Source organism: Bacillus sp. SN32, from assembly GCF_002837495.1.
GTDB lineage: Bacteria > Bacillota > Bacilli > Bacillales > Bacillaceae > Bacillus > Bacillus subtilis.
The window spans coordinates 1,444,912-1,467,374 of record NZ_PJCT01000001.1 but is presented as its reverse complement, the minus strand read 5'-3'; the positions used below and the strand labels follow the sequence as shown (position 1 = coordinate 1,467,374).

29 protein-coding genes are annotated in these 22,463 nt (G+C 44.6%); 26 read left to right on the top strand and 3 right to left on the bottom strand.

Annotated features, from left to right (window positions below; genetic code table 11):
* The first annotated feature begins 17 nt into the window (after positions 1 to 17).
* Both gcvPA and gcvPB read left to right on the top strand, forming a co-directional pair.
* On the top strand, positions 18 to 1,364 hold the full coding sequence (gcvPA, locus tag CW370_RS07540) for an aminomethyl-transferring glycine dehydrogenase subunit GcvPA (RefSeq protein WP_101169538.1): 1,347 nt from the start codon (positions 18 to 20) through the stop codon (positions 1,362 to 1,364).
* Positions 1,357 to 2,823 carry an aminomethyl-transferring glycine dehydrogenase subunit GcvPB gene (gcvPB, locus tag CW370_RS07535; protein ID WP_101169537.1) on the top strand — a complete coding sequence of 489 codons (1,467 nt, stop codon included), beginning with the start codon at positions 1,357 to 1,359 and terminating at the stop codon, positions 2,821 to 2,823. The genes gcvPA and gcvPB overlap by 8 nt, the downstream gene beginning before the upstream one ends.
* Positions 2,824 to 2,857: 34 nt before the next feature.
* Here the strand turns inward: gcvPB and CW370_RS07530 are convergent, their stop codons facing one another.
* The gene (locus CW370_RS07530) at positions 2,858 to 3,238 is read right to left on the bottom strand and encodes a rhodanese-like domain-containing protein (protein ID WP_004398485.1); all 381 of its coding nucleotides are present in this window, start codon (positions 3,236 to 3,238) and stop codon (positions 2,858 to 2,860) included.
* A gap of 190 nt (positions 3,239 to 3,428) precedes the next feature.
* Here CW370_RS07530 and lipM point away from each other — a divergent pair, with 190 nt between their 5' ends.
* The 3 genes from lipM (at position 3,429) to CW370_RS07515 (ending at position 5,794) form a co-directional block, all read left to right on the top strand.
* Positions 3,429 to 4,265, top strand: coding sequence for an octanoyltransferase LipM (gene lipM, locus CW370_RS07525; protein ID WP_014664579.1), 837 nt, complete (start codon positions 3,429 to 3,431; stop codon positions 4,263 to 4,265).
* 99 nt (positions 4,266 to 4,364) lie between these two features.
* Positions 4,365 to 4,793: a transcriptional regulator MntR gene (gene mntR / locus CW370_RS07520; RefSeq protein WP_003236923.1), complete on the top strand. Its 429-nt coding sequence runs from the start codon at positions 4,365 to 4,367 to the stop codon at positions 4,791 to 4,793.
* Positions 4,794 to 4,918: 125 nt separating this feature from the next.
* The gene (locus CW370_RS07515; RefSeq protein WP_015251724.1) at positions 4,919 to 5,794 is read left to right on the top strand and encodes a patatin-like phospholipase family protein; all 876 of its coding nucleotides are present in this window, start codon (positions 4,919 to 4,921) and stop codon (positions 5,792 to 5,794) included.
* Here CW370_RS07515 and CW370_RS07510 read toward each other — a convergent pair.
* Positions 5,791 to 6,186, bottom strand: coding sequence for an SA1362 family protein (locus CW370_RS07510; RefSeq protein ID WP_003226367.1), 396 nt, complete (start codon positions 6,184 to 6,186; stop codon positions 5,791 to 5,793). The genes CW370_RS07515 and CW370_RS07510 overlap by 4 nt on opposite strands.
* A gap of 39 nt (positions 6,187 to 6,225) precedes the next feature.
* The gene (locus CW370_RS07505; protein ID WP_101169536.1) at positions 6,226 to 7,182 is read right to left on the bottom strand and encodes a DUF1385 domain-containing protein; all 957 of its coding nucleotides are present in this window, start codon (positions 7,180 to 7,182) and stop codon (positions 6,226 to 6,228) included.
* A 226-nt stretch (positions 7,183 to 7,408) separates the two neighbouring features.
* Here CW370_RS07505 and CW370_RS07500 point away from each other — a divergent pair, with 226 nt between their 5' ends.
* The 21 genes from CW370_RS07500 to CW370_RS07400 all read left to right on the top strand — a co-directional run bounded on the left by CW370_RS07500 (position 7,409) and on the right by CW370_RS07400 (position 22,441).
* Positions 7,409 to 7,945: a YqhR family membrane protein gene (locus CW370_RS07500; protein ID WP_072557057.1), complete on the top strand. Its 537-nt coding sequence runs from the start codon at positions 7,409 to 7,411 to the stop codon at positions 7,943 to 7,945.
* Positions 7,946 to 8,031: 86 nt separating this feature from the next.
* A complete protein-coding gene (aroQ, locus tag CW370_RS07495) occupies positions 8,032 to 8,478 on the top strand; it encodes a type II 3-dehydroquinate dehydratase (protein ID WP_101169535.1) in 447 nt (148 codons plus the stop codon).
* A complete protein-coding gene (papA, locus tag CW370_RS07490) occupies positions 8,475 to 9,536 on the top strand; it encodes an aminopeptidase PapA (RefSeq protein ID WP_015251726.1) in 1,062 nt (353 codons plus the stop codon). The genes aroQ and papA overlap by 4 nt, the downstream gene beginning before the upstream one ends.
* Before the next feature lie 24 nt (positions 9,537 to 9,560).
* Positions 9,561 to 10,118, top strand: a complete 558-nt coding sequence (efp, locus tag CW370_RS07485; protein ID WP_003226377.1) for an elongation factor P — start codon at positions 9,561 to 9,563, stop codon at positions 10,116 to 10,118.
* 145 nt (positions 10,119 to 10,263) lie between these two features.
* On the top strand, positions 10,264 to 10,545 hold the full coding sequence (locus CW370_RS07480) for a YqhV family protein (protein ID WP_004398639.1): 282 nt from the start codon (positions 10,264 to 10,266) through the stop codon (positions 10,543 to 10,545).
* Positions 10,546 to 10,620: 75 nt separating this feature from the next.
* A complete protein-coding gene (gene spoIIIAA, locus CW370_RS07475) occupies positions 10,621 to 11,544 on the top strand; it encodes a stage III sporulation protein AA (RefSeq protein WP_029317922.1) in 924 nt (307 codons plus the stop codon).
* Positions 11,538 to 12,053 carry a stage III sporulation protein SpoIIIAB gene (gene spoIIIAB, locus CW370_RS07470; protein WP_024573104.1) on the top strand — a complete coding sequence of 172 codons (516 nt, stop codon included), beginning with the start codon at positions 11,538 to 11,540 and terminating at the stop codon, positions 12,051 to 12,053. The genes spoIIIAA and spoIIIAB overlap by 7 nt, the downstream gene beginning before the upstream one ends.
* 22 nt (positions 12,054 to 12,075) lie before the next feature.
* On the top strand, positions 12,076 to 12,282 hold the full coding sequence (spoIIIAC, locus tag CW370_RS07465; RefSeq protein WP_003153142.1) for a stage III sporulation protein AC: 207 nt from the start codon (positions 12,076 to 12,078) through the stop codon (positions 12,280 to 12,282).
* A gap of 6 nt (positions 12,283 to 12,288) precedes the next feature.
* A complete protein-coding gene (gene spoIIIAD / locus CW370_RS07460; protein ID WP_003230228.1) occupies positions 12,289 to 12,690 on the top strand; it encodes a stage III sporulation protein AD in 402 nt (133 codons plus the stop codon).
* An 18-nt stretch (positions 12,691 to 12,708) separates the two neighbouring features.
* Entirely contained in the window at positions 12,709 to 13,908 is a 1,200-nt protein-coding gene (spoIIIAE, locus tag CW370_RS07455; RefSeq protein ID WP_017696428.1) for a stage III sporulation protein AE, read from the top strand.
* Positions 13,909 to 13,921: 13 nt separating this feature from the next.
* On the top strand, positions 13,922 to 14,542 hold the full coding sequence (spoIIIAF, locus tag CW370_RS07450; protein ID WP_024573103.1) for a stage III sporulation protein AF: 621 nt from the start codon (positions 13,922 to 13,924) through the stop codon (positions 14,540 to 14,542).
* Positions 14,535 to 15,224: a stage III sporulation protein AG gene (gene spoIIIAG, locus CW370_RS07445; RefSeq protein ID WP_014477307.1), complete on the top strand. Its 690-nt coding sequence runs from the start codon at positions 14,535 to 14,537 to the stop codon at positions 15,222 to 15,224. Before spoIIIAF ends, spoIIIAG begins: the two co-directional genes overlap by 8 nt.
* Positions 15,225 to 15,881 carry a stage III sporulation ratchet engulfment protein SpoIIIAH gene (gene spoIIIAH / locus CW370_RS07440; RefSeq protein ID WP_029946099.1) on the top strand — a complete coding sequence of 219 codons (657 nt, stop codon included), beginning with the start codon at positions 15,225 to 15,227 and terminating at the stop codon, positions 15,879 to 15,881.
* 155 nt (positions 15,882 to 16,036) lie between these two features.
* Complete coding sequence (gene accB / locus CW370_RS07435; protein WP_024573250.1) at positions 16,037 to 16,513, top strand: acetyl-CoA carboxylase biotin carboxyl carrier protein; 477 nt, start codon at positions 16,037 to 16,039, stop codon at positions 16,511 to 16,513.
* A gap of 11 nt (positions 16,514 to 16,524) precedes the next feature.
* On the top strand, positions 16,525 to 17,877 hold the full coding sequence (gene accC, locus CW370_RS07430) for an acetyl-CoA carboxylase biotin carboxylase subunit (RefSeq protein ID WP_003230253.1): 1,353 nt from the start codon (positions 16,525 to 16,527) through the stop codon (positions 17,875 to 17,877).
* Between the two features lie 20 nt (positions 17,878 to 17,897).
* A complete protein-coding gene (gene yqhY, locus CW370_RS07425; protein ID WP_003230254.1) occupies positions 17,898 to 18,305 on the top strand; it encodes a fatty acid biosynthesis protein YqhY in 408 nt (135 codons plus the stop codon).
* 262 nt (positions 18,306 to 18,567) lie between these two features.
* On the top strand, positions 18,568 to 18,963 hold the full coding sequence (nusB, locus tag CW370_RS07420) for a transcription antitermination factor NusB (RefSeq protein WP_003230256.1): 396 nt from the start codon (positions 18,568 to 18,570) through the stop codon (positions 18,961 to 18,963).
* Between the two features lie 11 nt (positions 18,964 to 18,974).
* Positions 18,975 to 19,826 carry a bifunctional methylenetetrahydrofolate dehydrogenase/methenyltetrahydrofolate cyclohydrolase FolD gene (folD, locus tag CW370_RS07415; protein WP_003230259.1) on the top strand — a complete coding sequence of 284 codons (852 nt, stop codon included), beginning with the start codon at positions 18,975 to 18,977 and terminating at the stop codon, positions 19,824 to 19,826.
* 137 nt (positions 19,827 to 19,963) lie between these two features.
* The gene (gene xseA, locus CW370_RS07410; protein WP_029946100.1) at positions 19,964 to 21,310 is read left to right on the top strand and encodes an exodeoxyribonuclease VII large subunit; all 1,347 of its coding nucleotides are present in this window, start codon (positions 19,964 to 19,966) and stop codon (positions 21,308 to 21,310) included.
* Positions 21,307 to 21,561 (top strand): exodeoxyribonuclease VII small subunit, encoded by a 255-nt coding sequence (locus CW370_RS07405; RefSeq protein ID WP_003226409.1) that lies wholly within the window; start codon positions 21,307 to 21,309, stop codon positions 21,559 to 21,561. Before xseA ends, CW370_RS07405 begins: the two co-directional genes overlap by 4 nt.
* A complete protein-coding gene (locus CW370_RS07400) occupies positions 21,551 to 22,441 on the top strand; it encodes a polyprenyl synthetase family protein (RefSeq protein ID WP_024572940.1) in 891 nt (296 codons plus the stop codon). The genes CW370_RS07405 and CW370_RS07400 overlap by 11 nt, the downstream gene beginning before the upstream one ends.
* Positions 22,442 to 22,463: the final 22 nt, after the last annotated feature.

The following is a 22,463-nucleotide window of genomic DNA, read 5'->3' as shown; positions in this document are numbered from 1 at the left end:
GAGAGAGGAGACAACACATGAAGCACCGTTATTTGCCCGCAACAGAAAAGGATAAACAGGAGATGCTTGCTACTATCGGCGTAAGCAGCATCGATGATTTATTTGCTGATATACCGGAAAACGTCAAATATAAAAAAGAGTATCAAATCAAAAAAGCGAAATCAGAAACAGAATTAATTAGAGAACTGACAAAGCTGGCCTCTAAAAATCGTGATACCGTACAATACGCTTCTTTCTTAGGAGCGGGTGTATATGACCACTATCAGCCTGTCATTGTGGATCATGTTATTTCGCGCTCTGAGTTTTATACCGCATATACGCCTTATCAGCCAGAGATTTCACAAGGAGAGCTCCAGGCTATTTTTGAATTCCAAACGATGATCTGTGAACTGACAGGCATGGATATCGCCAACTCCTCGATGTATGACGGCGGAACAGCCTTGGCAGAAGCAGCAATGCTTGCTTCAGGCCACACGAAAAAGAAAAAAATTGTTGTGTCAAAAACCGTGCATCCTGAATCGCGAGAGGTGCTGAAAACGTACGCAAAAGGTCAGTATATTGATGTTGTTGAAGTACCCGCTGCGGATGGCGTTACGGATCTTGATGCATTGCGCCAAACCGTTTGCGAGAACACAGCCGCAGTGATCGTTCAGTACCCGAATTTTTTCGGCCGGATCGAGCCGCTAAAGGATATTGAGCCTATCGCTCATCAAGGGAAATCCATGTTTATTGTTTCAGCCAACCCGCTGGCGCTAGGTCTTCTCACTCCGCCGGGCAAGTTTCAGTCTGATATCGTCGTCGGTGATGCGCAGCCTTTCGGCATTCCTTCAGCATACGGCGGCCCGCATTGCGGCTTTTTTGCCGTTACTAAAAAATTAATGAGAAAGGTGCCGGGCCGTCTCGTCGGACAAACGGAAGACGAAAACGGAAAAAGAGGCTTTGTGCTTACCCTGCAAGCCAGGGAGCAGCATATCCGCCGGGATAAAGCAACATCAAATATATGCTCCAACCAAGCTTTAAATGCGCTGGCAGCATCAGTGGCCATGACTGCTCTCGGAAAAAACGGCGTAAAAGAAATAGCCCGCCAAAATCTCTTAAAAGCCAACTATGCAAAGCAAGAAGCAAAAAAAGCAGGCCTTACCGTTATGTTTGACGGGCCGATGTTTAATGAATTTGTCATCAAACTGGATGAGCCGGTGAGAGCTGTGAACAGGCGTTTGCTGGCAAAAGGCATGATTGGCGGATATGATCTTGGGTTGACGTATCCGGAGCTGGACTGCCATATGCTGATTGCTGTAACGGAGCTGAGAACAAAAGAAGAAATTGACGCACTCATTCAGGAATTGGGGGATCGCCATGAGTAATCAGGACCAGGCACTTATTTTTGAACTTTCAAGAGAAGGCCGAATCGGCTATAGTCTGCCGGAGCTCGATGTACCGGAAATCGAATTGGAGGACCTCTTGTCAGACACCTATATTCGTGACGAAGACGCAGCGCTGCCGGAGGTTTCAGAGCTGGACATCATGCGCCATTATACAGCGCTGTCCAAACGCAATCACGGGGTGGATTCCGGTTTTTATCCTCTCGGTTCTTGCACGATGAAATACAATCCGAAAATCAATGAAAAAATCGCGCGTATACCTGGTTTTGCTGCGATTCATCCCCTTCAGGATGAAGACACGGTGCAAGGCGCATTAGAGCTTTTATATGATTTAAGCAAGCACCTTGAAGAAATAACGGGAATGGATGAGGTTACGCTTCAGCCTGCTGCCGGAGCGCACGGCGAATGGACGGGGCTGATGATGATCCGTGCCTATCATGAAGCTCGCGGGGATTTCAAGCGGACGAAGGTCATTGTCCCTGATTCCGCGCATGGGACGAATCCTGCATCAGCGACAGTAGCAGGCTTTGAAACCGTTACGGTGAAATCGAATGAAAAAGGGCTTGTTGATTTAGAGGATTTAAAAAGAGCAGTGAATGAAGAAACTGCAGCGCTTATGCTGACGAATCCGAACACGCTCGGCTTGTTTGAGGAGCAGATTACAGAGATGGCGGAAATTGTACACCAAGCGGGGGGGAAACTGTATTATGACGGCGCTAATTTAAATGCCGTTTTAAGCAAGGCGAGACCTGGTGATATGGGATTTGACGTGGTGCACCTCAACCTGCATAAAACATTCACAGGCCCTCATGGCGGCGGAGGCCCGGGCTCAGGCCCTGTCGGCGTAAAACAAGATCTGATTCCTTATTTGCCAAAGCCAGTTTTAGTCAAAAAAGAAGGGCGCTTTACGTTTGATTATGACCGCCCTCATGCGATCGGCCGTGTGAAGCCGTATTACGGCAACTTTGGCATTAATGTGAGAGCGTATACGTATATTCGCTCCATGGGGCCTGACGGATTAAAGGCTGTTACTGAGAACGCAGTGTTAAACGCCAATTATATGATGAGAAAACTCGCGCCTTATTACGATCTTCCGTTTGACCGCCATTGCAAGCATGAATTTGTATTATCAGGGAAGCGGCAGAAAAAGCTGGGAGTGCGTACGCTTGATATTGCAAAACGGCTGCTTGATTTCGGCTATCATCCGCCGACGATTTATTTCCCGCTTAATGTTGAAGAATGCATCATGATCGAGCCGACAGAGACCGAATCAAAGGAAACACTGGACGCGTTTATTGATGCTATGATTCAAATCGCAAAAGAAGCGGAGGAGAATCCGGAACTTGTTCAGGAGGCCCCGCATACAACGATTGTAAAAAGAATGGATGAAACAAAAGCGGCGAGACACCCGGTGCTCAGATACGAGGCGGAAGAAAGATAAATAAAAACAGCTGTCTACCAGACAGCTGTTTGCTTTATTTCTTCGCTTTAATCTTTCCGCCCCATTTTTTAAAGCCGCCTTTTAGGTTGTAAATCTCAGTGCAGCCGTTTTTGCGCAGGGTTTGTGCCGCGCGTCCGCTGCGGACACTGTTTTGGCAGTACAGGTAAACAGGCTTGTCCGTACGGATCTCATTTTTTCTCTGTTTCAGCTGGGAAAGCGGGATGTTGCGGGCGCCTAAAATATGTCCGCCCTCAAACTCATTTGGCTCACGAACATCAATAAGCTGCGCTTTGCGGTAACCCGCGCGGAATTCTTCTTCGGTAAGTGTTTTCATAATTCGCTGCTGATAGACATATGAAGCAATCATATAGATGATAAATGCAGCAAAAATAATCAAAACGATCATATTAGACAATGTGATTCTACTCCTTTAGCATATAAAATCAAAACCCTGCTTCATAAAACAAGGTCATAGAGCCGTTTTCGACAAATACTATTATAGTAAAGCACAGCGTGATTGTCATCTATAATGGAACTAAAATATTTTTCATTTTCCCGACAGTTTGATAAACTGATTCTATTAAAACGGTAAGGAAGGTCTTAAAATGCAAAAAGAAACTTGGCGGTTTATAGACTCAGGCAATGCAAGTCCTGCATTCAATATGGCGCTTGATGAAGCGCTTTTATATTGGCACAGCGAAAAGAAAATCCCCCCGGTTATCCGTTTTTACGGCTGGAATCCGGCGACACTTTCTGTAGGGTATTTTCAAAATATTAAAAAGGAAATCAATTTTGAAGCAGTACATAAATATAATCTCGGATTCGTCAGACGCCCGACCGGCGGGAGAGGTGTGCTGCACGATCAGGAACTGACATACAGCGTAATTGTTTCGGAAGAGCACCCCGAGATGCCGGCAACTGTTACTGAGGCTTACCGGGTTATTTCAGAAGGCATACTTCAAGGCTTTAGAAATCTCGGTCTGGACGCTTACTTTGCCATCCCGAGAACTGAAAAAGAAAAAGAAAGCTTAAAAAATCCGCGGTCATCTGTTTGTTTTGACGCGCCTTCATGGTATGAGCTAGTGGTTGAGGGGCGCAAGGTGGCGGGAAGCGCGCAAACGAGACAAAAAGGCGTGATTCTTCAGCATGGCTCCATTCTGCTTGATTTGGATGAGGATAAGCTGTTCGATCTGTTCTTATATCCGAGTGAAAGAGTAAGAGAACGGATGCAGCGCAATTTCAAAAATAAAGCGGTTGCCATTAATGAACTCACTGAAAAGCGGGTGACGATGGATGAGGCTCGTAAAGCCTTTAAAGAAGGATTTGAAACAGGTCTTAACATTCATTTGGAGCCATATGAACTTTCTCAGGAAGAGCTTGATTTTGTTCATCACTTGGCTGAAACAAAGTACGCTTCAGATGAATGGAATTATAAGCGGTAAACAGGGCTTTTGACCCGCGGAGCATCCTTGTTTTTTCAAGTTCATTAGTGTAAACTTGTAATGGTTTATAAAGTTAAGGTGCTTTTTGGGAGGGTTTCGATGACAACACCAAGTATGGAAGATTATATTGAACAGATTTATATGCTGATTGAAGAAAAAGGATATGCACGAGTTTCCGATATCGCGGAAGCATTGGCAGTCCATCCCTCCTCTGTAACAAAAATGGTTCAAAAACTAGATAAAGACGAATATTTAATTTATGAAAAATATCGCGGTCTCGTGTTAACGTCTAAAGGGAAAAAAATAGGCAAACGGCTGGTATACAGACATGAATTGCTTGAGCAGTTTTTAAGAATCATTGGTGTTGATGAAGAGAAAATATATAACGATGTCGAAGGAATCGAACATCATTTAAGCTGGAACAGCATTGATCGCATCGGGGATCTTGTTCAATATTTTGAAGAAGATGATGCCCGTAAAAAAGATCTGAAATCAATCCAAAAGAAAACAGAACATCATAATCAGTAAAAAGGCGGTCTCGAAGGAGGCCGTCTTTTTTGATACGCTGACGCCGCCCGTCATTCATTGGTCTATTTCTTCGCGTGTTTTCTTAAAATGGTAATAAACGATCGGATGGAGGGGGAGGGAATGAGATGTATATTGACGGTGTGTTTTCCGGCGGAGGAGTAAAAGGCATTGCGCTTGCAGGCGCTTATGAAGCGCTTGAGGAAAAAGGCTTCCGCTTTAAAAGGGTTGCGGGTACAAGCGCGGGCGCCATTATTGCCGCTTTCATTGCGTCAGGTTACACCAGTAAGGAAATCCACGCTTTAATTGAAGAAGTGGACGGAGAGAAATTGCTGGATCAGAGGTACTCTTTTCTCCCCTTAAAAATGCTCCAGTGGGTGTCCATCTACTGGCGTCTTGGATTATACAAAGGCGATACGATAGAAAAATGGATTGCTGATCTGTTAAGAGCGAAAGGCATAAGGGTTTTCGGCGATTTACAGAAAGGGTCTCTGCGCCTTATTGCTTCTGATCTGACAAACGGCACCATGATTGTTTTGCCGGACGATTTGGCCCGTTACGGGTTAAATCCAGATATGTTCCCGGTTGCCAGAGCGGTCAGAATGAGCTGCAGCATTCCGTATTTTTTTGAACCGATAAAATTAAAAACGGACACAGGCACCGCCACGGTTGTCGACGGAGGTGTGTTAAGCAATTTCCCTATCTGGCTGTTTTCAAAGGAAAGAAAGCGCCCTGTGATCGGTGTGACGCTTGCGCCGCGTGAAAGAGAGCGTCCGAAAAAAAATATCCGCAACGCTTTTGAACTGTTCGGCGCCCTGTTTGAAACGATGAAGGATGCCCATGACGCAAGGCACATTGCATCACGCTATGAACAAAATATCATTTTTCTCCCGGTTGATGGCGTAATGGCAACTGATTTTCATTTAACACAACAAAAAAAACTAGCCCTGATTGAGCTAGGTAAAAGACGGACAGAGCTGTTTTTAAAGCAGTGGACCTATTAAAAAAGCGCTCTGTTTTTCTTTTTATTTTTTTTCCCTTCTATAACAGTCAGCTGAGTCTGGCTTTTTTTCTTGAGAATCATCGGCTTAGGCTTGCTGGCGCTCGGAACGCTTCGCAGGTGGCTGACACGTCCCTTATGTCCGGCGCGGTGTTTTGCTTTTTGTTCTTTCATCCGGCGCCGCGATTGTTTCGCCGCTTTTTTGAAGGCTGCTCCTTCGCTGCCCGCATTTCGATTCATTACATATTTCACAATAAAATAAATAATGATACCTGCCACGATGACGGTTACCGCCATTTTTGCCATTTCTCCGGGATTGGTTACCAGCACATAGAGGAAACCGAACGCTCCCAGCGCAATTAATACAGCAATAATAGGTTGTACACGATGATTCATAACTGTCCACCTCCGAAAGTAATAGCAGGGCAACGGATTTTAGATGACGTTGTGAGAAGGCTTCTGATTTTGCTCAGACAATTCTTCGAGTCTGAGAAGTTCGTTAAAGCTTTCGATGGCAACTTCAACCTGGTCATCCTTAGGTTCCTTTGTGGTTAACAGCTGAAGCCAAAGTCCCGGGTACCCAAGTAATTTCAGACCGGGAATGTCACGCACTTTGTTTGTCAGCTGCAGAACTTCAAAGGATATACCAAGCACGACCGGTATCAGTGCGACACGATCTATAACACGCAGCCAAAGCGGATCTGTCGGAACAAGTAAATAAACAAACATGCCGACAATAATCGTAAATAAAATAAAGCTTGATCCGCAGCGGTAATGAAGCCGAGATTGGTTTTGGACATTCTCCACAGTAATTGGCAAATTCTGTTCATAACAGTTTATGACTTTATGTTCGGCTCCATGATATTGAAACACTCTTTTAATGAGCGGTGTCATGGACAAAAAATAGATGTAACCGAGCAGCAAAATCAACTTAAACAGGCTTTCAACCGCGATTTGCGCCGTGTCCGAGGAAAAAATCGGCCTTGTCAGTTCCGCTAAGAAAACTGGAACCAATGTGAATACGAATTTACTGAACAAAAATGATAGGACGCCTATAACTGCGAGGCTGAGATACATAGACAGCCCGGAGGATTTTTTTTCTTCCTGCTCAAGTGTCTCGTCTTCAGATGGATCGAGCCCGTAACGTTCGCTTGAAAAATTCAGATGCTTTGTGCCGTTTGCACTCGCTTCGATAATGGCCGCGATCCCCCGTAAAAACGGGATCTTTTTCACGATGTTCAGTTTCGGGTTGTGTTTGCGTGGAAGCTTAAAAAAGTCAATGCTTCCATCCGTTCTTTTGATGGCTGTAACGTAATGATGCTTTCCGCCAAACATAACGCCTTCCACAACAGCCTGCCCGCCGTAAGCGGGCGGAACTTTATGTTTTGACATATTATCAACCTGCCTATTTCTTTAGGATTGCTAACCATTTCCTTTCACTCTATTGTACAGGAAACAGCGCTAAACCTCTAGATTGACAGGCTGAAAAAATTGCCATAGCCTTGCTTTTTCTACATGCATTATACCCGTTATTTTCAAATTTTACTCGCAGCTGCCAAAAAGTGTGAGCTTTTTTATTGACATTTCATTTTTTGGGCACACTTTAACTGGAGGTGCCATGATGACTAGCGAAAAAGATACAGAACAAAATGAAGAATTGAATGAGAAGCAAAAGCCGCCTGTTTCAATGGCCGGCAGGGTGGCGGCAACAGGTTTTTGCGGAGGTGTACTTTGGAGTTTCGTTGCTTATATCGCATATTTGTTTCATTTTTCCGAAATCAGCCCGAATATGATATTGCAGCCGTTTGTGCTCGGAGAGTGGAAAAAACATGGGCTGGGAACGGTAATCAGCATCATTTTGATTGGAGTAATTTCAATTGGCGCAGCGTTTCTTTATTTTCTTCTATTGAAACGTTTAAAAACAATGTGGCCGGGTATTTTATACGGCTTGGTGCTTTGGCTGCTCGTGTTTTTTGTTTTTAATCCGATTTTTCCAGAAGTGCGCACGGTGACCGAACTGACATCAGATACAATTATTACGACCATTTGCATTTATTTGCTTTACGGGCTGTTTGTCGGGTATTCCATTTCATTTGAATACAATGAGCTGAATTCGGAAAAGCTTGCACGTGCGCTGGGAATGCATAGAGAATAGTGTATAATCCTTTTCCAGTATGATAAAATGTTCACGAGAAGTGAACATTTTTTACATGAGAAACCCTCGCGAAAAGGAGAGATTATGTGCCTCATTTTTTGATTTTGAACGGACCGAATGTTAACCGGATTGGGAAGCGTGAGCCTGAAGTATTCGGCCGCCAGACACTGACCGATATTGAAACAGATCTTTTTCAGTTTGCTGAAGCCTTACATATCCAGCTCACTTTCTTCCAGTCTAATCACGAAGGTGATTTGATAGATGCGATACATGAGGCTGAGGAGCAATACAGCGGGATTGTTCTGAACCCTGGCGCCTTGAGTCATTACAGTTATGCGATCAGGGATGCTGTTTCAAGCATCAGTCTTCCTGTGGTAGAGGTGCATTTATCAAACTTATACGCCAGGGAAGAATTCAGGCATCAGTCGGTTATCGCTCCTGTTGCGAAAGGGCAGATTGTCGGTCTTGGAGCTGAAGGCTACAAGCTTGCTGTTCGCTACTTATTAAGCCAGCAAGGGGGAGAATCAAGATGAAGCTAGAGAAATTAAGAAACCTGTTTGGACAGCTGGGAATTGACGGCATGCTGATTACAAGCAGCACGAATGTACGCTATATGACAGGGTTTACAGGTTCAGCGGGTTTGGCTGTTATATCGGGTGACAAAGCAGCGTTTATTACGGATTTTCGTTATACTGAGCAGGCGAAGGTTCAGGTAAAGGGTTTTGAGATCATTGAACATGGCGGCAGCTTGATTCAGACCACTGCCGACACTGTTGAATCGTTTGGCATCAAGCGTCTCGGCTTTGAACAGAACAGCATGACATATGGCACTTATGCTTCATACAGTGCCGTTATCAGTGATGCCGAATTAGTGCCTGTGGCTGAATCCGTGGAAAAGTTGCGCTTGATTAAGTCTAGTGAAGAGATTAAGATATTAGAGGAAGCTGCGAAGATTGCAGATGATGCCTTCAGACATATCTTGACGTTTATGAAACCCGGCATTTCTGAAATCGCTGTTGCCAATGAGCTGGAGTTTTATATGAGAAGCCAGGGAGCAGACAGCTCTTCTTTTGATATGATTGTCGCCTCAGGCCTTCGTTCAAGCCTTCCGCACGGTGTGGCCAGTGACAAACTGATTGAAAGCGGAGACCTTGTTACGCTTGATTTTGGCGCTTATTATAAAGGATATTGTTCTGATATTACCCGGACGGTCGCTGTAGGTCAGCCCAGTGATCAATTGAAGGAGATCTATCAGGTTGTATTTGATGCTCAGGCGCTTGGCGTCGCACATATTAAGCCGGGAATGACAGGAAAAGAGGCTGACGCCCTCACAAGGGATCATATTGCTGCAAAAGGCTACGGTGACTATTTCGGCCATTCAACCGGGCACGGGCTCGGCATGGAAGTTCATGAATCGCCGGGATTATCCGTCAGATCTTCAGCTATCCTTGAACCGGGTATGGTGGTCACAGTGGAGCCGGGCATTTACATACCAGAAACAGGCGGTGTCCGCATTGAAGATGACATCGTGATTACAGAAAACGGCAACCGGACAATCACCCATTCCCCAAAAGAACTTATTATTTTGTGATTGGAATATAGGAGGACATTAAACATGATTTCAGTTAACGATTTCCGTACAGGATTAACAATTGAAGTAGATGGCGGCATTTGGCGCGTCGTTGACTTCCAGCACGTAAAACCTGGAAAAGGTGCGGCATTTGTCCGCTCTAAACTCCGCAACCTTCGCACTGGCGCGATTCAGGAAAAAACATTCCGCGCTGGTGAAAAAGTAGCGAAAGCGCAAATCGAAACCAAAACAATGCAATATCTATATGCAAACGGAGATCAGCACGTATTTATGGATACTTCTTCTTATGAGCAGCTTGAACTGAGCGCAACTCAAATCGAAGAAGAATTAAAATACCTGCTAGAAAACATGTCTGTGCATATCATGATGTACCAGGATGAAACACTTGGTATCGAACTTCCAAACACAGTTGAGCTGAAAGTTGTTGAAACTGAACCTGGTATTAAAGGTGATACAGCGTCAGGCGGTACAAAACCTGCGAAAACTGAAACCGGGCTTGTTGTAAACGTGCCGTTCTTTGTGAATGAAGGCGACACACTTGTTGTCAATACATCAGACGGTTCTTACGTTTCAAGAGCATAGAAAGAAAAAAAGAAGTCTGTTCCCAAATGGGGGCAGGCTTTTTTTTGTGCCCAAAAACAGAATCTTTCTTTTATACGAAAATGACAAGACTACTTCAGCAAGCTAGAGCATATCATATAAAAAAATGGGAGGTTGGGAGAGTGCTATGAAATTTTTACTTGGAAATATCAATTCTACTGTTTTAACAATGGCGGGATTACGAGTTTTATCCTCTATGATTGAGCTGACGGCAGCAATTGTCATGCTTGTGACCAACGATGTCCGGAAGGCGGTTGTGGTTAACAGCATTCTCGCTATTGTCGGTCCGTTGATTTTTATCATTACGATGACTGTCGGAATCTACCAAATTGCCGGGCAGCTTTCGTATGCAAAGCTGATTCTGATTTTTACGGGTGTTGTCTTGATTTTGGCGGGTGTTCATAAATAAAGAGAGGCTTGTCATAAAGTCTGCCTCACATCATACATTTTAAAGAAGCCAATCGGTAGAAAGGAGGAGGCTCTGTTGAATGAAATCGCTGAGGTTCTCCCTGAATCCATGAAAAACGCCCTTTCTGAAATACCGGAACAACAATGGCTGGAAATCGAAGAAGTCAGAATTCGGATCAACCGCCCTGTTGAATTGATTCGAAGAGGACAACCTGTTTATTTGTCCTATGCGGGCACGGCCGAGGATGCCCATCTGATCCTGAGCCGGCTCAGCAACTATAGTATGTATACACTTGAAGAAGAGCTGAAGAAAGGGTATGTCACGATCAGAGGCGGCCACAGAGTCGGACTGGCGGGCAGAGTCATTACGGAAAACGGAGGTGTGAAAGGCCTCCGTGACATCGCATCTTTTAATATACGAATTGCCCGGCAAAAGCTGGGGATTGCGGAGCCGCTGCTTCCATACTTATATCAAAACAGCTGGCTGAATACGCTGATTATCGGACCGCCCCAAACAGGCAAAACAACACTTCTCCGGGACCTTGCGAGGCTCTCAAGCACCGGCAAAAAACCCATGCTGCCCGTTAAGACAGGAATCGTCGATGAACGGTCAGAAATTGCCGGATGTCTTCGCGGCATTCCGCAGCATCAATTTGGTCAGAGAATTGACGTGTTAGACGCCTGTCCAAAAGCTGAAGGGCTGATGATGATGATTCGATCCATGAGCCCTGAGGTGATGATTGTCGATGAAATCGGGCGTATGGAAGATACAGATGCACTTCTGGAGGCACTGCATGCCGGTGTTTCAGTAATCGTATCGGCGCATGGCTGGAGCATATCCGACCTGATGAAGCGGCCTTCATTGAAGCGTTTGTGGGAAGAAAGAGCCTTTGACCGCTATTTGGAATTATCAAGAGCAAAAGGGCCGGGCACAGTGAGCCAAATTTATGACAAAGACGGAAATGTGCTGTCTAGGACGACGGGCGTGAAAACATGCTGAAGCTGCTGGGCGCTGTATTCATTGTGGTAGCGACAACATGGACAGGTTTTGAGATGGCGAAGATTTATACAGAACGGCCGCGGCAAATCCGCCAGCTGCGTGCGGCGCTTCAATCCCTCGAGGCTGAAATCATGTACGGCCATACACCGCTTCATACTGCTTCACAGCAGATTGCCAAACAGCTCGCACAGCCTGTTTCAGCTCTTTTTTCCGCATTCAGTGATCAGCTGGACAAGGGAAGTGATTCCGCGAAAACGGCGTGGGAGCAAAGCTTAAAGAAGGTATGGGACACCCTGTCTCTGAAAAAAAGCGAATACGATGTGCTGAAGCAGTTTGGCGAGACGCTCGGGATTCATGATCGAATCTCTCAGCAAAAGCACATTAAGCTGGCGCTGACACATTTGGAAGCCGCGGAAGCGGATGCTGAGCAGGCGCAAGCGAAAAATGAAAAGATGATAAAAAGTTTGGGCTTTTTAGCGGGCTTGTTACTCATTCTTCTATTGATGTAAACGTGAGGGGAGCAAAAATAAAATGGGAGTAGACGTGAATGTCATATTTCAAATCGCCGGAGTGGGAATCGTGGTCGCATTTTTACACACGATATTGGATCAGATGGGCAAGAAAGAATACGCTCAGTGGGTGACGCTGTTAGGTTTTATCTATATTTTATTTATGGTCGCCACGATTGTAGATGACCTATTTAAAAAGATAAAAGCTGTGTTTTTATTCCAAGGATAGGGGGGCTTGCAGATTGACATTGTTCAAATTGTAGGTTTAGGGCTGATCGCCACCTTCCTTTCTTTAATCGTAAAAGAACAAAAGCCGACTTTTGCATTTTTAATCGTCGTTTTTGCCGGATGTGCCATTTTTCTTTATTTAGTAGACCAAATCTACGACATTATTCGAATGATAGAAAAAATTGCGATTAATGCAAATGTCAACATGGTCTATGTTGAAACCATTTTAAAGATTATCGGAATCGCCTATATTGCTGAATTCGGGGCGCAGCTCACAAAAGATGCCGGCCAAGGGGCCATCGCCTCGAAAATAGAATTGGCGGGAAAAATTTTAATTCTCGTTATGGCTGTGCCTATTTTAACCGTCATTATCGAAACGATTCTCGGACTTATACCTTCTATGTCATAACCGAAAGGAGGCGGTAGATTGAAGCGCTTTCAATGGGTTTTGCTTTTGGCCGTGCTGATTATAGCAGGCCGTGCAGAAATTGTACAAGCAGCTGGTAATGCAGAAAAAACGGAAGACCATGCTGAAACAGCTGAGCAATTAGCGGAAAGGACAGCAGCCTCGCTTGAAACAGATAAGATCGGGGAATTTTGGAATGACATTATGACAGAATACGGCGGACTGCTGCCGGAAAGCCAAAAAGGCAGCTTAATGGAGTTTATCAATGGCGATAAATCATTCTCACCGCAAGAATGGCTGAAAGCTCTCTTTTCTTATTTGTTTCATGAAGTGCTTGCCAACGGAAAGCTGCTGGGCACATTGATTTTGCTCACGATTTTTTGCGTCATTCTGCAGCTTCTGCAAAATGCTTTTCAGCAAAGCACCGTCAGTAAGGTCGCTTACTCAATTGTGTACATGGTGCTGATTATCCTTGCGCTTAATAGCTTTCATGTGGCAATTAACTATGCAACTGAGGCGATTCAGACGATGACCAGCTTTATCCTGGCGCTCATTCCGCTCCTCTTGGCGCTTTTGGCTTCCTCAGGCGGAGCTGTATCTGCTGCCTTCTTTCATCCTGTTATCCTCTTCCTGATGAACACGAGCGGTCTCTTGATTCAGAATATCGTCATGCCGCTGATTTTCTTATCAGCGATTCTGAGCATTGTCAGCACCATGACCGAACAATACAAAGTAACGCAGCTGGCTAACCTGCTCAGAAATATCGCCATCGGAGCGCTGGCTGTTTTTCTTACCATCTTTCTCGGCGTCATCTCTGTTCAGGGAGCCTCAGCTGCAGTGACAGACGGCATTACGCTCAGGACGGCTAAATTTATAACCGGAAATTTTATTCCTGTGCTTGGCCGAATGTTTACAGACGCAACAGATACAGTAATCAGCGCCTCTTTACTGCTGAAAAATACGGTAGGGATTCTCGGTGTCGCTATTTTGATCTGTATCGCGGCATTTCCGGCAATCAAAGTGCTTTCCCTCGCTTTTATTTATAAGCTGGCAGCCGCGATTCTTCAGCCGCTTGGAGGCGGACCCGTCATCACCTGCCTCGACGTCATCAGCAAAAGCGTCATTTATATTTTTGCAGCTCTCGCTATTGTGTCTCTCATGTTTTTTTTAAGCCTTACTGTCATAATCACAGCCGGAAACCTCACGATGATGATGAAATGAAGGAGGCAGGCGAATGAGTTTTTTAACGGAATGGCTTACCACTATCGTGTTGTTTATCCTATTTGCAATTGTGATTGATATGCTGCTGCCGAGCTCCAGCATGCAAAAGTACGCAAAAATGGTAGTCAGCCTGCTCTTGATTGTCGTCATGCTTACGCCGATTTTTAAACTTTTCAAGACAGACCCCGAAATCATCTTTGAATATCTCACAAAAAACGGGCAGTCAGAGTCTGCCGACATAAAAAATCAAATCAATTCAAAAAAAATAGAAATACAAGCTTCCCAGCGCGCATATATTCTAGAAGAAATGGCTGTCCAACTAAAAAAGAAAGCGGAGGAGAGATTCAGTCATGATGAATATAAAGTAGGCCGCATCAAACTCACGGCAGGAGAAAAGGTAGATTCAGAAGAGGATATTAAAACAATCAGCGTGTATATGGCCCCGTCTTCTGAAAAAACGGTCCAAACGGTCGCGCCGGTCCACATTGATACAGATCATGCATACGTAACGAAAGAAGCAGCCGAACAAAAAGAAGCCAAACAGATACAAACGCGGCTCGCGGACATTTGGGAAATCGGAAGTGAGAAAATTACGGTTCATATGGAAGGCGGGGAGAGTGTCGGCAATGAATAAAAACGGATTATGGAATGTATTGAAAAAGCAGTTTCTTCCGGGACAAACGAAGGACGGCGAAAAGCCGAAGCTGACCAAATATCATTACTTTCTATTCGTTTTTGTTCTCGGAGTTTCCTTTATGCTTGTCAGCCAGCTGTTTTCTTCACCTGAGAAAACTGAAAACGCCAAAACGATAACGGCCGTATCATCGCAACATTCCGCAGACAGCAAAGAGAAAACAGCCGAAGTGTTTAAAGCCTCAAAATCTGATAAACCTAAAGACTCGATCGATGACTATGAAAAAGAATACGAAAATCAGCTGAAAGAAATCCTTGAAACAATCATTGGTGTGGACGATGTCTCGGTTGTCGTGAATGTAGATGCAACGTCGCTGAAAGTATACGAAAAAAACAAATCAAACAAAAATACAACCACTGAAGAAACTGACAAAGAAGGCGGAACAAGAAGCGTTACAGACCAAACATCGGAGGAAGAAATCGTCATGATCAAAAACGGCGATAAAGAAACACCTGTCGTCGTCCAAACGAAAAAACCTGATATACGCGGTGTACTCGTTGTTGCTCAAGGAGTGGACAACGTTCAAATAAAACAAACCATTATCGAAGCGGTGACACGGGTCCTGGATGTTCCAAGCCACCGGGTTGCGGTTGCCCCTAAAAAAATAAAGGAGGATTCATAAATGCTTAAAAAACAAACCGTTTGGCTATTAACAATGCTTAGTCTTGTCGTGGTGTTAAGCGTCTACTATATCATGTCGCCGGAAAGCAAAAACGCCGTGCAGATGCAAAGTGAAAAAAGCGCGTCTGACAGCGGAGAGGTCGCAACTGAAAAAGCGCCTGCCAAGCAAGACACGAAAGAAAAAAGCGGTGCAGAAACTGAAAAAGGAAAAGAAGATGGAACAAAGGGAACGAAAGATTCATCAGCAGACAAGGAAACATCCGCTGAAGCCAGTGAAAAAGGAACTGTTGTTACGGAAACAGCCGATGATGATTTGTTTACAACGTACCGTCTTGATTTAGAAGATGCCAGAAGCAAAGAAAGAGAAGAGCTGAATGCCATTGTATCAAGCGATGATGCAACAGCCAAGGAGAAAAGCGAAGCATACGATAAAATGACGGCTCTCAGTGAAGTGGAAGGAACAGAAAAACAGCTGGAAACGCTGATTAAAACACAAGGTTACGAGGATGCGCTTGTTAATGCTGAAGGAGATAAAATCAATATTACAGTCAAATCAGACAAACACTCTAAATCGAAGGCGACAGCCATTATAGACCTTGTGGCAAAAGAAATCAAAACAATGAAAGATGTCGCTGTCACATTTGAACCCTCTAAATAAGAATGAGGGAAAAAAGCCCGCTAAACAAGCGGGCTTTTTGCGTTGCTGTCATATTAGAGTTGAATTCAAAAGTCCGCTCCTGTAAGATGAACATAGTATGTACTTTTAGTAGTAACCTATAAAAAAAGAAATTTCATACATAGGAGTGCGATTGAATGTTAAATATCAAAGAAATCCACGAGCTGATTAAAGCAATTGACGAGTCTACAATTGACGAATTCGTATATGAAAATGAAGGTGTATCCTTAAAACTGAAAAAACACGAAGCAGGCACGGTTCAAGTCATGCAGCAGGCACCGGCAGCACCTGTACAAGCACAGGCTCCGCAGGCAGTCCAGCCGCAAGCGCAGCAAGCAGCACCTGCCCAAGAAGCACCAAAGCAAGATGAGAATCTGCATAAAATCACTTCACCAATGGTAGGAACATTTTATGCTTCTTCATCACCGGAAGCTGGCCCGTATGTAACAGCCGGTTCAAAAGTAAATGAAAACACAGTTGTCTGCATTGTAGAAGCGATGAAGCTTTTCAACGAAATCGAAGCAGAAGTGAAAGGCGAAATCGTTGAAGTATTAGTAGAAAACGGCCAGCTGGTCGAATACGGACAACCTCTATTTCTTGTAAAAGCGGAGTAAGGAGACTTAACATGATTAAAAAGCTATTGATCGCCAACAGAGGAGAAATTGCTGTCAGAATCATCAGAGCCTGCAGAGAGCTCGGAATTGAGACTGTCGCTGTTTATTCAGAAGCTGATAAAGATGCCCTTCATGTTCAAATGGCCGATGAAGCTTTTTGTATCGGACCGAAAGCATCAAAAGACAGCTATTTAAACGTTACAAATATTGTGAGTGTTGCAAAGCTGACTGGCACGGACGCCATTCATCCGGGATACGGATTTTTAGCTGAAAATGCTGATTTCGCTGAATTATGTGAAGAAGTTAATGTCACGTTTGTCGGCCCGAGCGCTGACGCCATTTCAAAAATGGGAACAAAAGACGTTGCGCGGGAAACGATGAAACAGGCCGGCGTGCCAATCGTACCGGGTTCACAGGGAATTATAGAAAATGTGGAAGAAGCGGTTTCGCTTGCTAATGAAATTGGGTATCCTGTAATTATAAAAGCCACCGCAGGCGGAGGCGGAAAAGGAATTAGGGTTGCCCGCACTGAAGAGGAACTGATTAATGGCATTAAGATTACACAGCAGGAAGCGGCAACTGCATTTGGAAATCCAGGTGTATACATCGAAAAATACATAGAAGATTTTCGCCACGTTGAGATCCAAGTGCTTGCTGATAACTACGGAAATACGATCCATTTGGGCGAACGCGACTGCTCGATCCAAAGACGCCTGCAAAAGCTTTTGGAAGAATCACCATCTCCTGCCCTTGATTCAGAAATCAGGGAGCAAATGGGAGATGCAGCAGTAAAGGCTGCAAAAGCGGTTGGCTATACAGGTGCTGGAACAGTTGAATTTATCTATGACTACAATGAACAGCGCTATTACTTCATGGAAATGAACACGAGAATCCAGGTGGAGCACCCAGTCACAGAAATGGTGACGGGAACTGACCTGATCAAGGAACAAATCAAAGTGGCATCAGGAATGGAACTGAGCCTCAAGCAAGAAGATGTTGAATTTGAAGGTTGGGCCATCGAATGCCGAATCAACGCAGAAAACCCAAGTAAAAATTTCATGCCGTCACCTGGTGAAATTAAAATGTACCTGCCTCCTGGCGGTCTTGGTGTCCGTGTCGATTCAGCTGCGTACCCTGGCTATTCCATCCCACCGTACTATGACAGCATGATTGCAAAGGTAATCACATACGGAAAAACGAGGGATGAAGCGATCGCCCGCATGAAGCGCGCATTGAGCGAATTCGTCATCGAAGGCATTGAGACAACAATCCCTTTCCATTTAAAACTGCTTGAACACGAAACATTTGTGAGCGGAGAGTTTAATACGAAATTTTTAGAAACATATGATGTAATGGGCTCATAATTTTTACGGAGGTGAATTGAATGAAAGACAACAGCTTGCTTAAAATGGATCACGAAGATACGCATTTGGGTAAGGTTGAGATTGCACCGGAGGTCATTGAGGTCATTGCCGGCATTGCAGCATCAGAAGTTGATGGGGTTGCCGAAATGCGCGGAAACTTTGCGACAGGCGTCGTTGAGCGCTTTGGCAAAGTGAATCATGGCAAAGGTGTCAAAGTCGACCTGGCGGATGACGGAATTACGATCGATGTATACTGTGTCGTTACATTTGGCGTTTCGATTCCGAAAGTTGCAGCATCCGTTCAGGAAAACATTCGTCAAACCTTATTAAATATGACGTCTCTTTCGATTAACGAGATCAATATTCACATCGTCGGCATTCAATTTGACACAAAAGCCCAAGAAGTCCAAATCGACGAAGAAATGTAAATGGCTTAACACGAAACCAAGGGGAGGGCGGCCCTTTGGTTTTTTTACACGTTACCCTTTATTTCAAAGCATGAAGAAAGCCGGCTTACATAGCCGAGTTTCTTCATGAACGTGAAATCCGAATAATCATATTAAGGTGTGTGAAAATATTCGGCAATAGGGTAAAAAACCTTGATTTCAATATGCGGATACGAAAAAAATATGTTATGATCTCTTTGTGGCTTAACGACAAGCGGATAAAGAGGATCAAAGGAGAAAGAAAATGAAAAGAAGAACAGCAAGAGAAAAAGCTTTGCAGGCACTATTTCAAATTGATGTCAGCGATATTGCAGTGAATGAAGCCATAGAACACGCACTGGATGAAGAAAAAACAGATCCTTTCTTTGAACAGCTTGTACACGGGGTATTGGAACACCAAGACCAGCTGGATGAAATGATCTCCAAGCATCTGGTGAATTGGAAGCTCGATCGGATTGCCAATGTTGACCGTGCGATTTTGCGCCTGGCAGCATATGAAATGGCATATGCCGAAGACATTCCGGTGAATGTCTCCATGAACGAAGCGATTGAGCTGGCAAAACGGTTTGGTGATGACAAAGCGACAAAGTTTGTAAACGGGGTTCTTTCTAACATTAAATCTGATATTGAACAATCATAGGAGGAAAGAAAATGACTGCAACAATCATCGACGGAAAAGAAACGGCTAGAGAAAAACGCGAACAATTGGCAAAAGAGGTAGAAGAGCTTAAAAAGCAAGGCGTCACTCCCGGACTGGCGGTTATTTTGATTGGAGATGATCCTGCTTCTCACTCTTACGTGCGAGGAAAGAAAAAAGCGGCAGAAACAATGGGAATGAATTTCAAGCTCGATCAATTTGACAGCAGCCTCACAGAAGCTGAACTGCTTTCCATTATTGATCAATATAACCAAGACCCTGAGTTTCATGGCATTCTCGTTCAGCTTCCGCTCCCAGACCATATTTCTGAAAAAGCGGTGATCGAACGTATCTCCCCTGATAAAGATGTAGACGGTTTTCATCCGTTAAACGTAGGGAAAATGCTGCTTGGCGAAGATACGTTTCTTCCTTGCACGCCTCATGGAATTGTTGAGCTTTTGAAGAAAACCAATATTGACCTTTCCGGTAAAGAGGTTGTTGTAGTCGGCCGAAGCAACATTGTCGGCAAACCTGTCGGCCAGCTTTTATTAAATGAAAACGCGACGGTTACTTACTGTCATTCAAGAACAGAAAATATTACTGAACATACGAAAAAAGCGGACATCCTGGTGGTGGCAGTCGGCAGAGCCAACTTCATCAGTGCAGACCAGATCAAAGAGGGCGCTGTTGTCATTGACGTCGGCGTTAACCGTCTGGAAAACGGAAAGCTTTGCGGAGACGTTGAATTTGAAGGGGCAAAGGAAAAAGCGTCCTTCATCACGCCGGTTCCGGGCGGAGTAGGTCCGATGACCATCACGATGCTTGCGCATAATACTGTTAAATCTGCGAAACGTACGTTATCATAGATAATTGGAGATATTCACAGGCGAAATGTTTGCCCGCCTTGAATATGAGCACGATACCCGCTTCTTCAGGCTCCTAAAGCCAGGGCGGGTTTTCTTTAGTTATGGTGCAGGAATGCTTAGGAGAGGAGTTTTTAGACATGGGTGAAGCAGCGTATGTGACCGTCTCAGCGCTGACAAAGTATATAAAACGAAAATTCGATGTAGATCCTCACCTTGAAAATATTTGGATTAAAGGCGAATTGTCGAATGTAAAGATACACACACGAGGGCATATTTATTTCACTTTAAAAGACGAAAACGCAAGAATGCAGTCGGTGATGTTCGCGAGACAAAGCGAGCGTCTGCCTTTTAAACCTGAAAACGGAATGAAAGTGCTGGTAAGAGGCGGAATTTCCGTATATGAACCGAGCGGAAACTATCAATTATATGCCAAAGAAATGCAGCCTGACGGGGTTGGAGCGCTTTATTTAGCGTACGAAGAATTAAAAAAGAAGCTTGCCGGAGAAGGTTTATTTGACGACCGCTACAAAAAACAAATCCCCGCATTTCCAGCCACAATCGGGGTTGTGACATCTCCAACGGGTGCCGCTGTCAGAGACGTTATTACAACTCTAAAAAGAAGATATCCCCTTGTAAAAGTCATTGTTCTTCCAGCGCTCGTACAAGGTGAAAATGCGAGCAGATCCATCGTTACGCGCATTGAAGAGGCAAATGAAAAAGAGATTTGCGACGTATTAATTGTCGGGAGAGGCGGCGGTTCGATAGAAGAACTGTGGGCATTCAATGAAGAAATTGTAGCACGCGCCATCTCTGCTTCCAATATTCCGATTATATCGGCAGTCGGACATGAGACGGATTTTACGATCAGTGATTTTGTCGCCGATATCAGAGCCGCGACGCCGACAGGAGCAGCTGAGATTGCTGTGCCTCATACCACTGATTTAATCGAACGGACAAAAACAGCGGAAGTCAGAATGACAAGAGCAATGCAGCAGCATCTCGGCCAGAAAAAAGAACGGATCCAAACGCTGCAATCGTCTTATGCCTTTCGTTTTCCAAAGCGTTTGTATGCGCAAAAAGAGCAGCAGTTTGACCTCGCGTACCAGCAGTTTCAAGCACAGCTGACCGCTCTTTTAGATCGGAAAAGCAGACAGCTGGAGCGTGAAACGTACAGATTAGAGGCACTGCATCCTCATGAACAGCTGAAACAAGCGAGAACACGATACCAGGAACAAACAAATCAGCTGAGAAAAAATATGAATATCCAAATGAAGCAGCTGCATTCCCAATTTCAAACCGTTCTTGGCAAGCTGAATGCACTAAGCCCTCTTCAAGTGATGGAAAGAGGATACAGCTTGGCTTATAAAGAAGATAAACTCATTAAAAGTGTCAGTCAGATAGAAGAGCAGGACCGGCTTGAAGTCAAGCTGAAGGATGGCGTGCTGACCTGTGAAGTATTAGAAAAGAGAGGGGAAGAAAAATGACAGACGTGAAAAAAAATGAAAACATGACATTTGAAGAAGCGATGAAAGGGCTTGAGAGCATTGTATCAAAGCTTGAAGAGGGAGATGTGCCTCTGGAGCAAGCCATTAACTATTTCCAAGAAGGCATGGCTCTGTCAAAAATGTGCCATGAAAAGCTGCAAAAAGTCGAAAAGCAAATGGACTTCATTTTAAAAGAAGACGGCGAACTGGCACCTTTCAGTGTTCAGGAGGAAGACGAAGGTGACAAATAAATTAACGAGCTTTCTGGCGGACCGGAAAAAAACAATTGAAAATCAGCTTTCTGTCTATACTGAAAAGCTTGATATGCCGGACTCATTAAAGAAATCTATGCTGTATTCTCTAGAGGCCGGCGGAAAGCGGCTGCGGCCTCTGATTGTACTGGCTGTTTTAAACGCATATGGAAAAAGCGAAAAAGACGGCATTCCGGTGGGCTGTGCTGTCGAAATGATTCACACGTATTCGTTAATTCATGATGATCTTCCATGCATGGATGATGACGATTTGCGCCGCGGGAAGCCGACAAACCATAAAGTGTTTGGTGAAGCGACGGCAGTATTAGCGGGTGACGGGCTGCTCACAGAAAGCTTTAAGCTGATTACCTCCCACGTGTCAGACGAGGTGTCAGCAGAAAAGCGCCTGCGGCTTGTGAATGAACTGATTTCAGCGGCAGGCACCGAAGGCATGGTCGGGGGGCAAGTAGCTGATATGGAAGCGGAAAACCGACAAGTCACGCTTGAAGAGCTCGAATCCATTCATGAACGGAAAACTGCCAAGCTTCTTGGCTTTTGTGTAATCGCCGGCGCTATTTTGGCTGATGCGCCTGAGGAAGACATTGAAACACTGCGTACCTTCAGCAGCCACATTGGAATCGGATTTCAAATCAGAGACGATATTTTGGATTTAGAAGGCAGTGAAGAGAAAATCGGCAAACGTGTCGGCTCGGATACCACAAATGACAAATCGACATACCCGTCGCTTCTTTCATTGGAAGGGGCCAAACATAAATTGGATGTTCATATAAAAGAGGCGAAGCGATTGATCGGCGGACTCTCTCTTCAAAAAGACCTTTTATTTGAGCTTTGTGATTTAATTGCGGCAAGAGATCACTAAAACGATCCTAATTTGAAGCGGC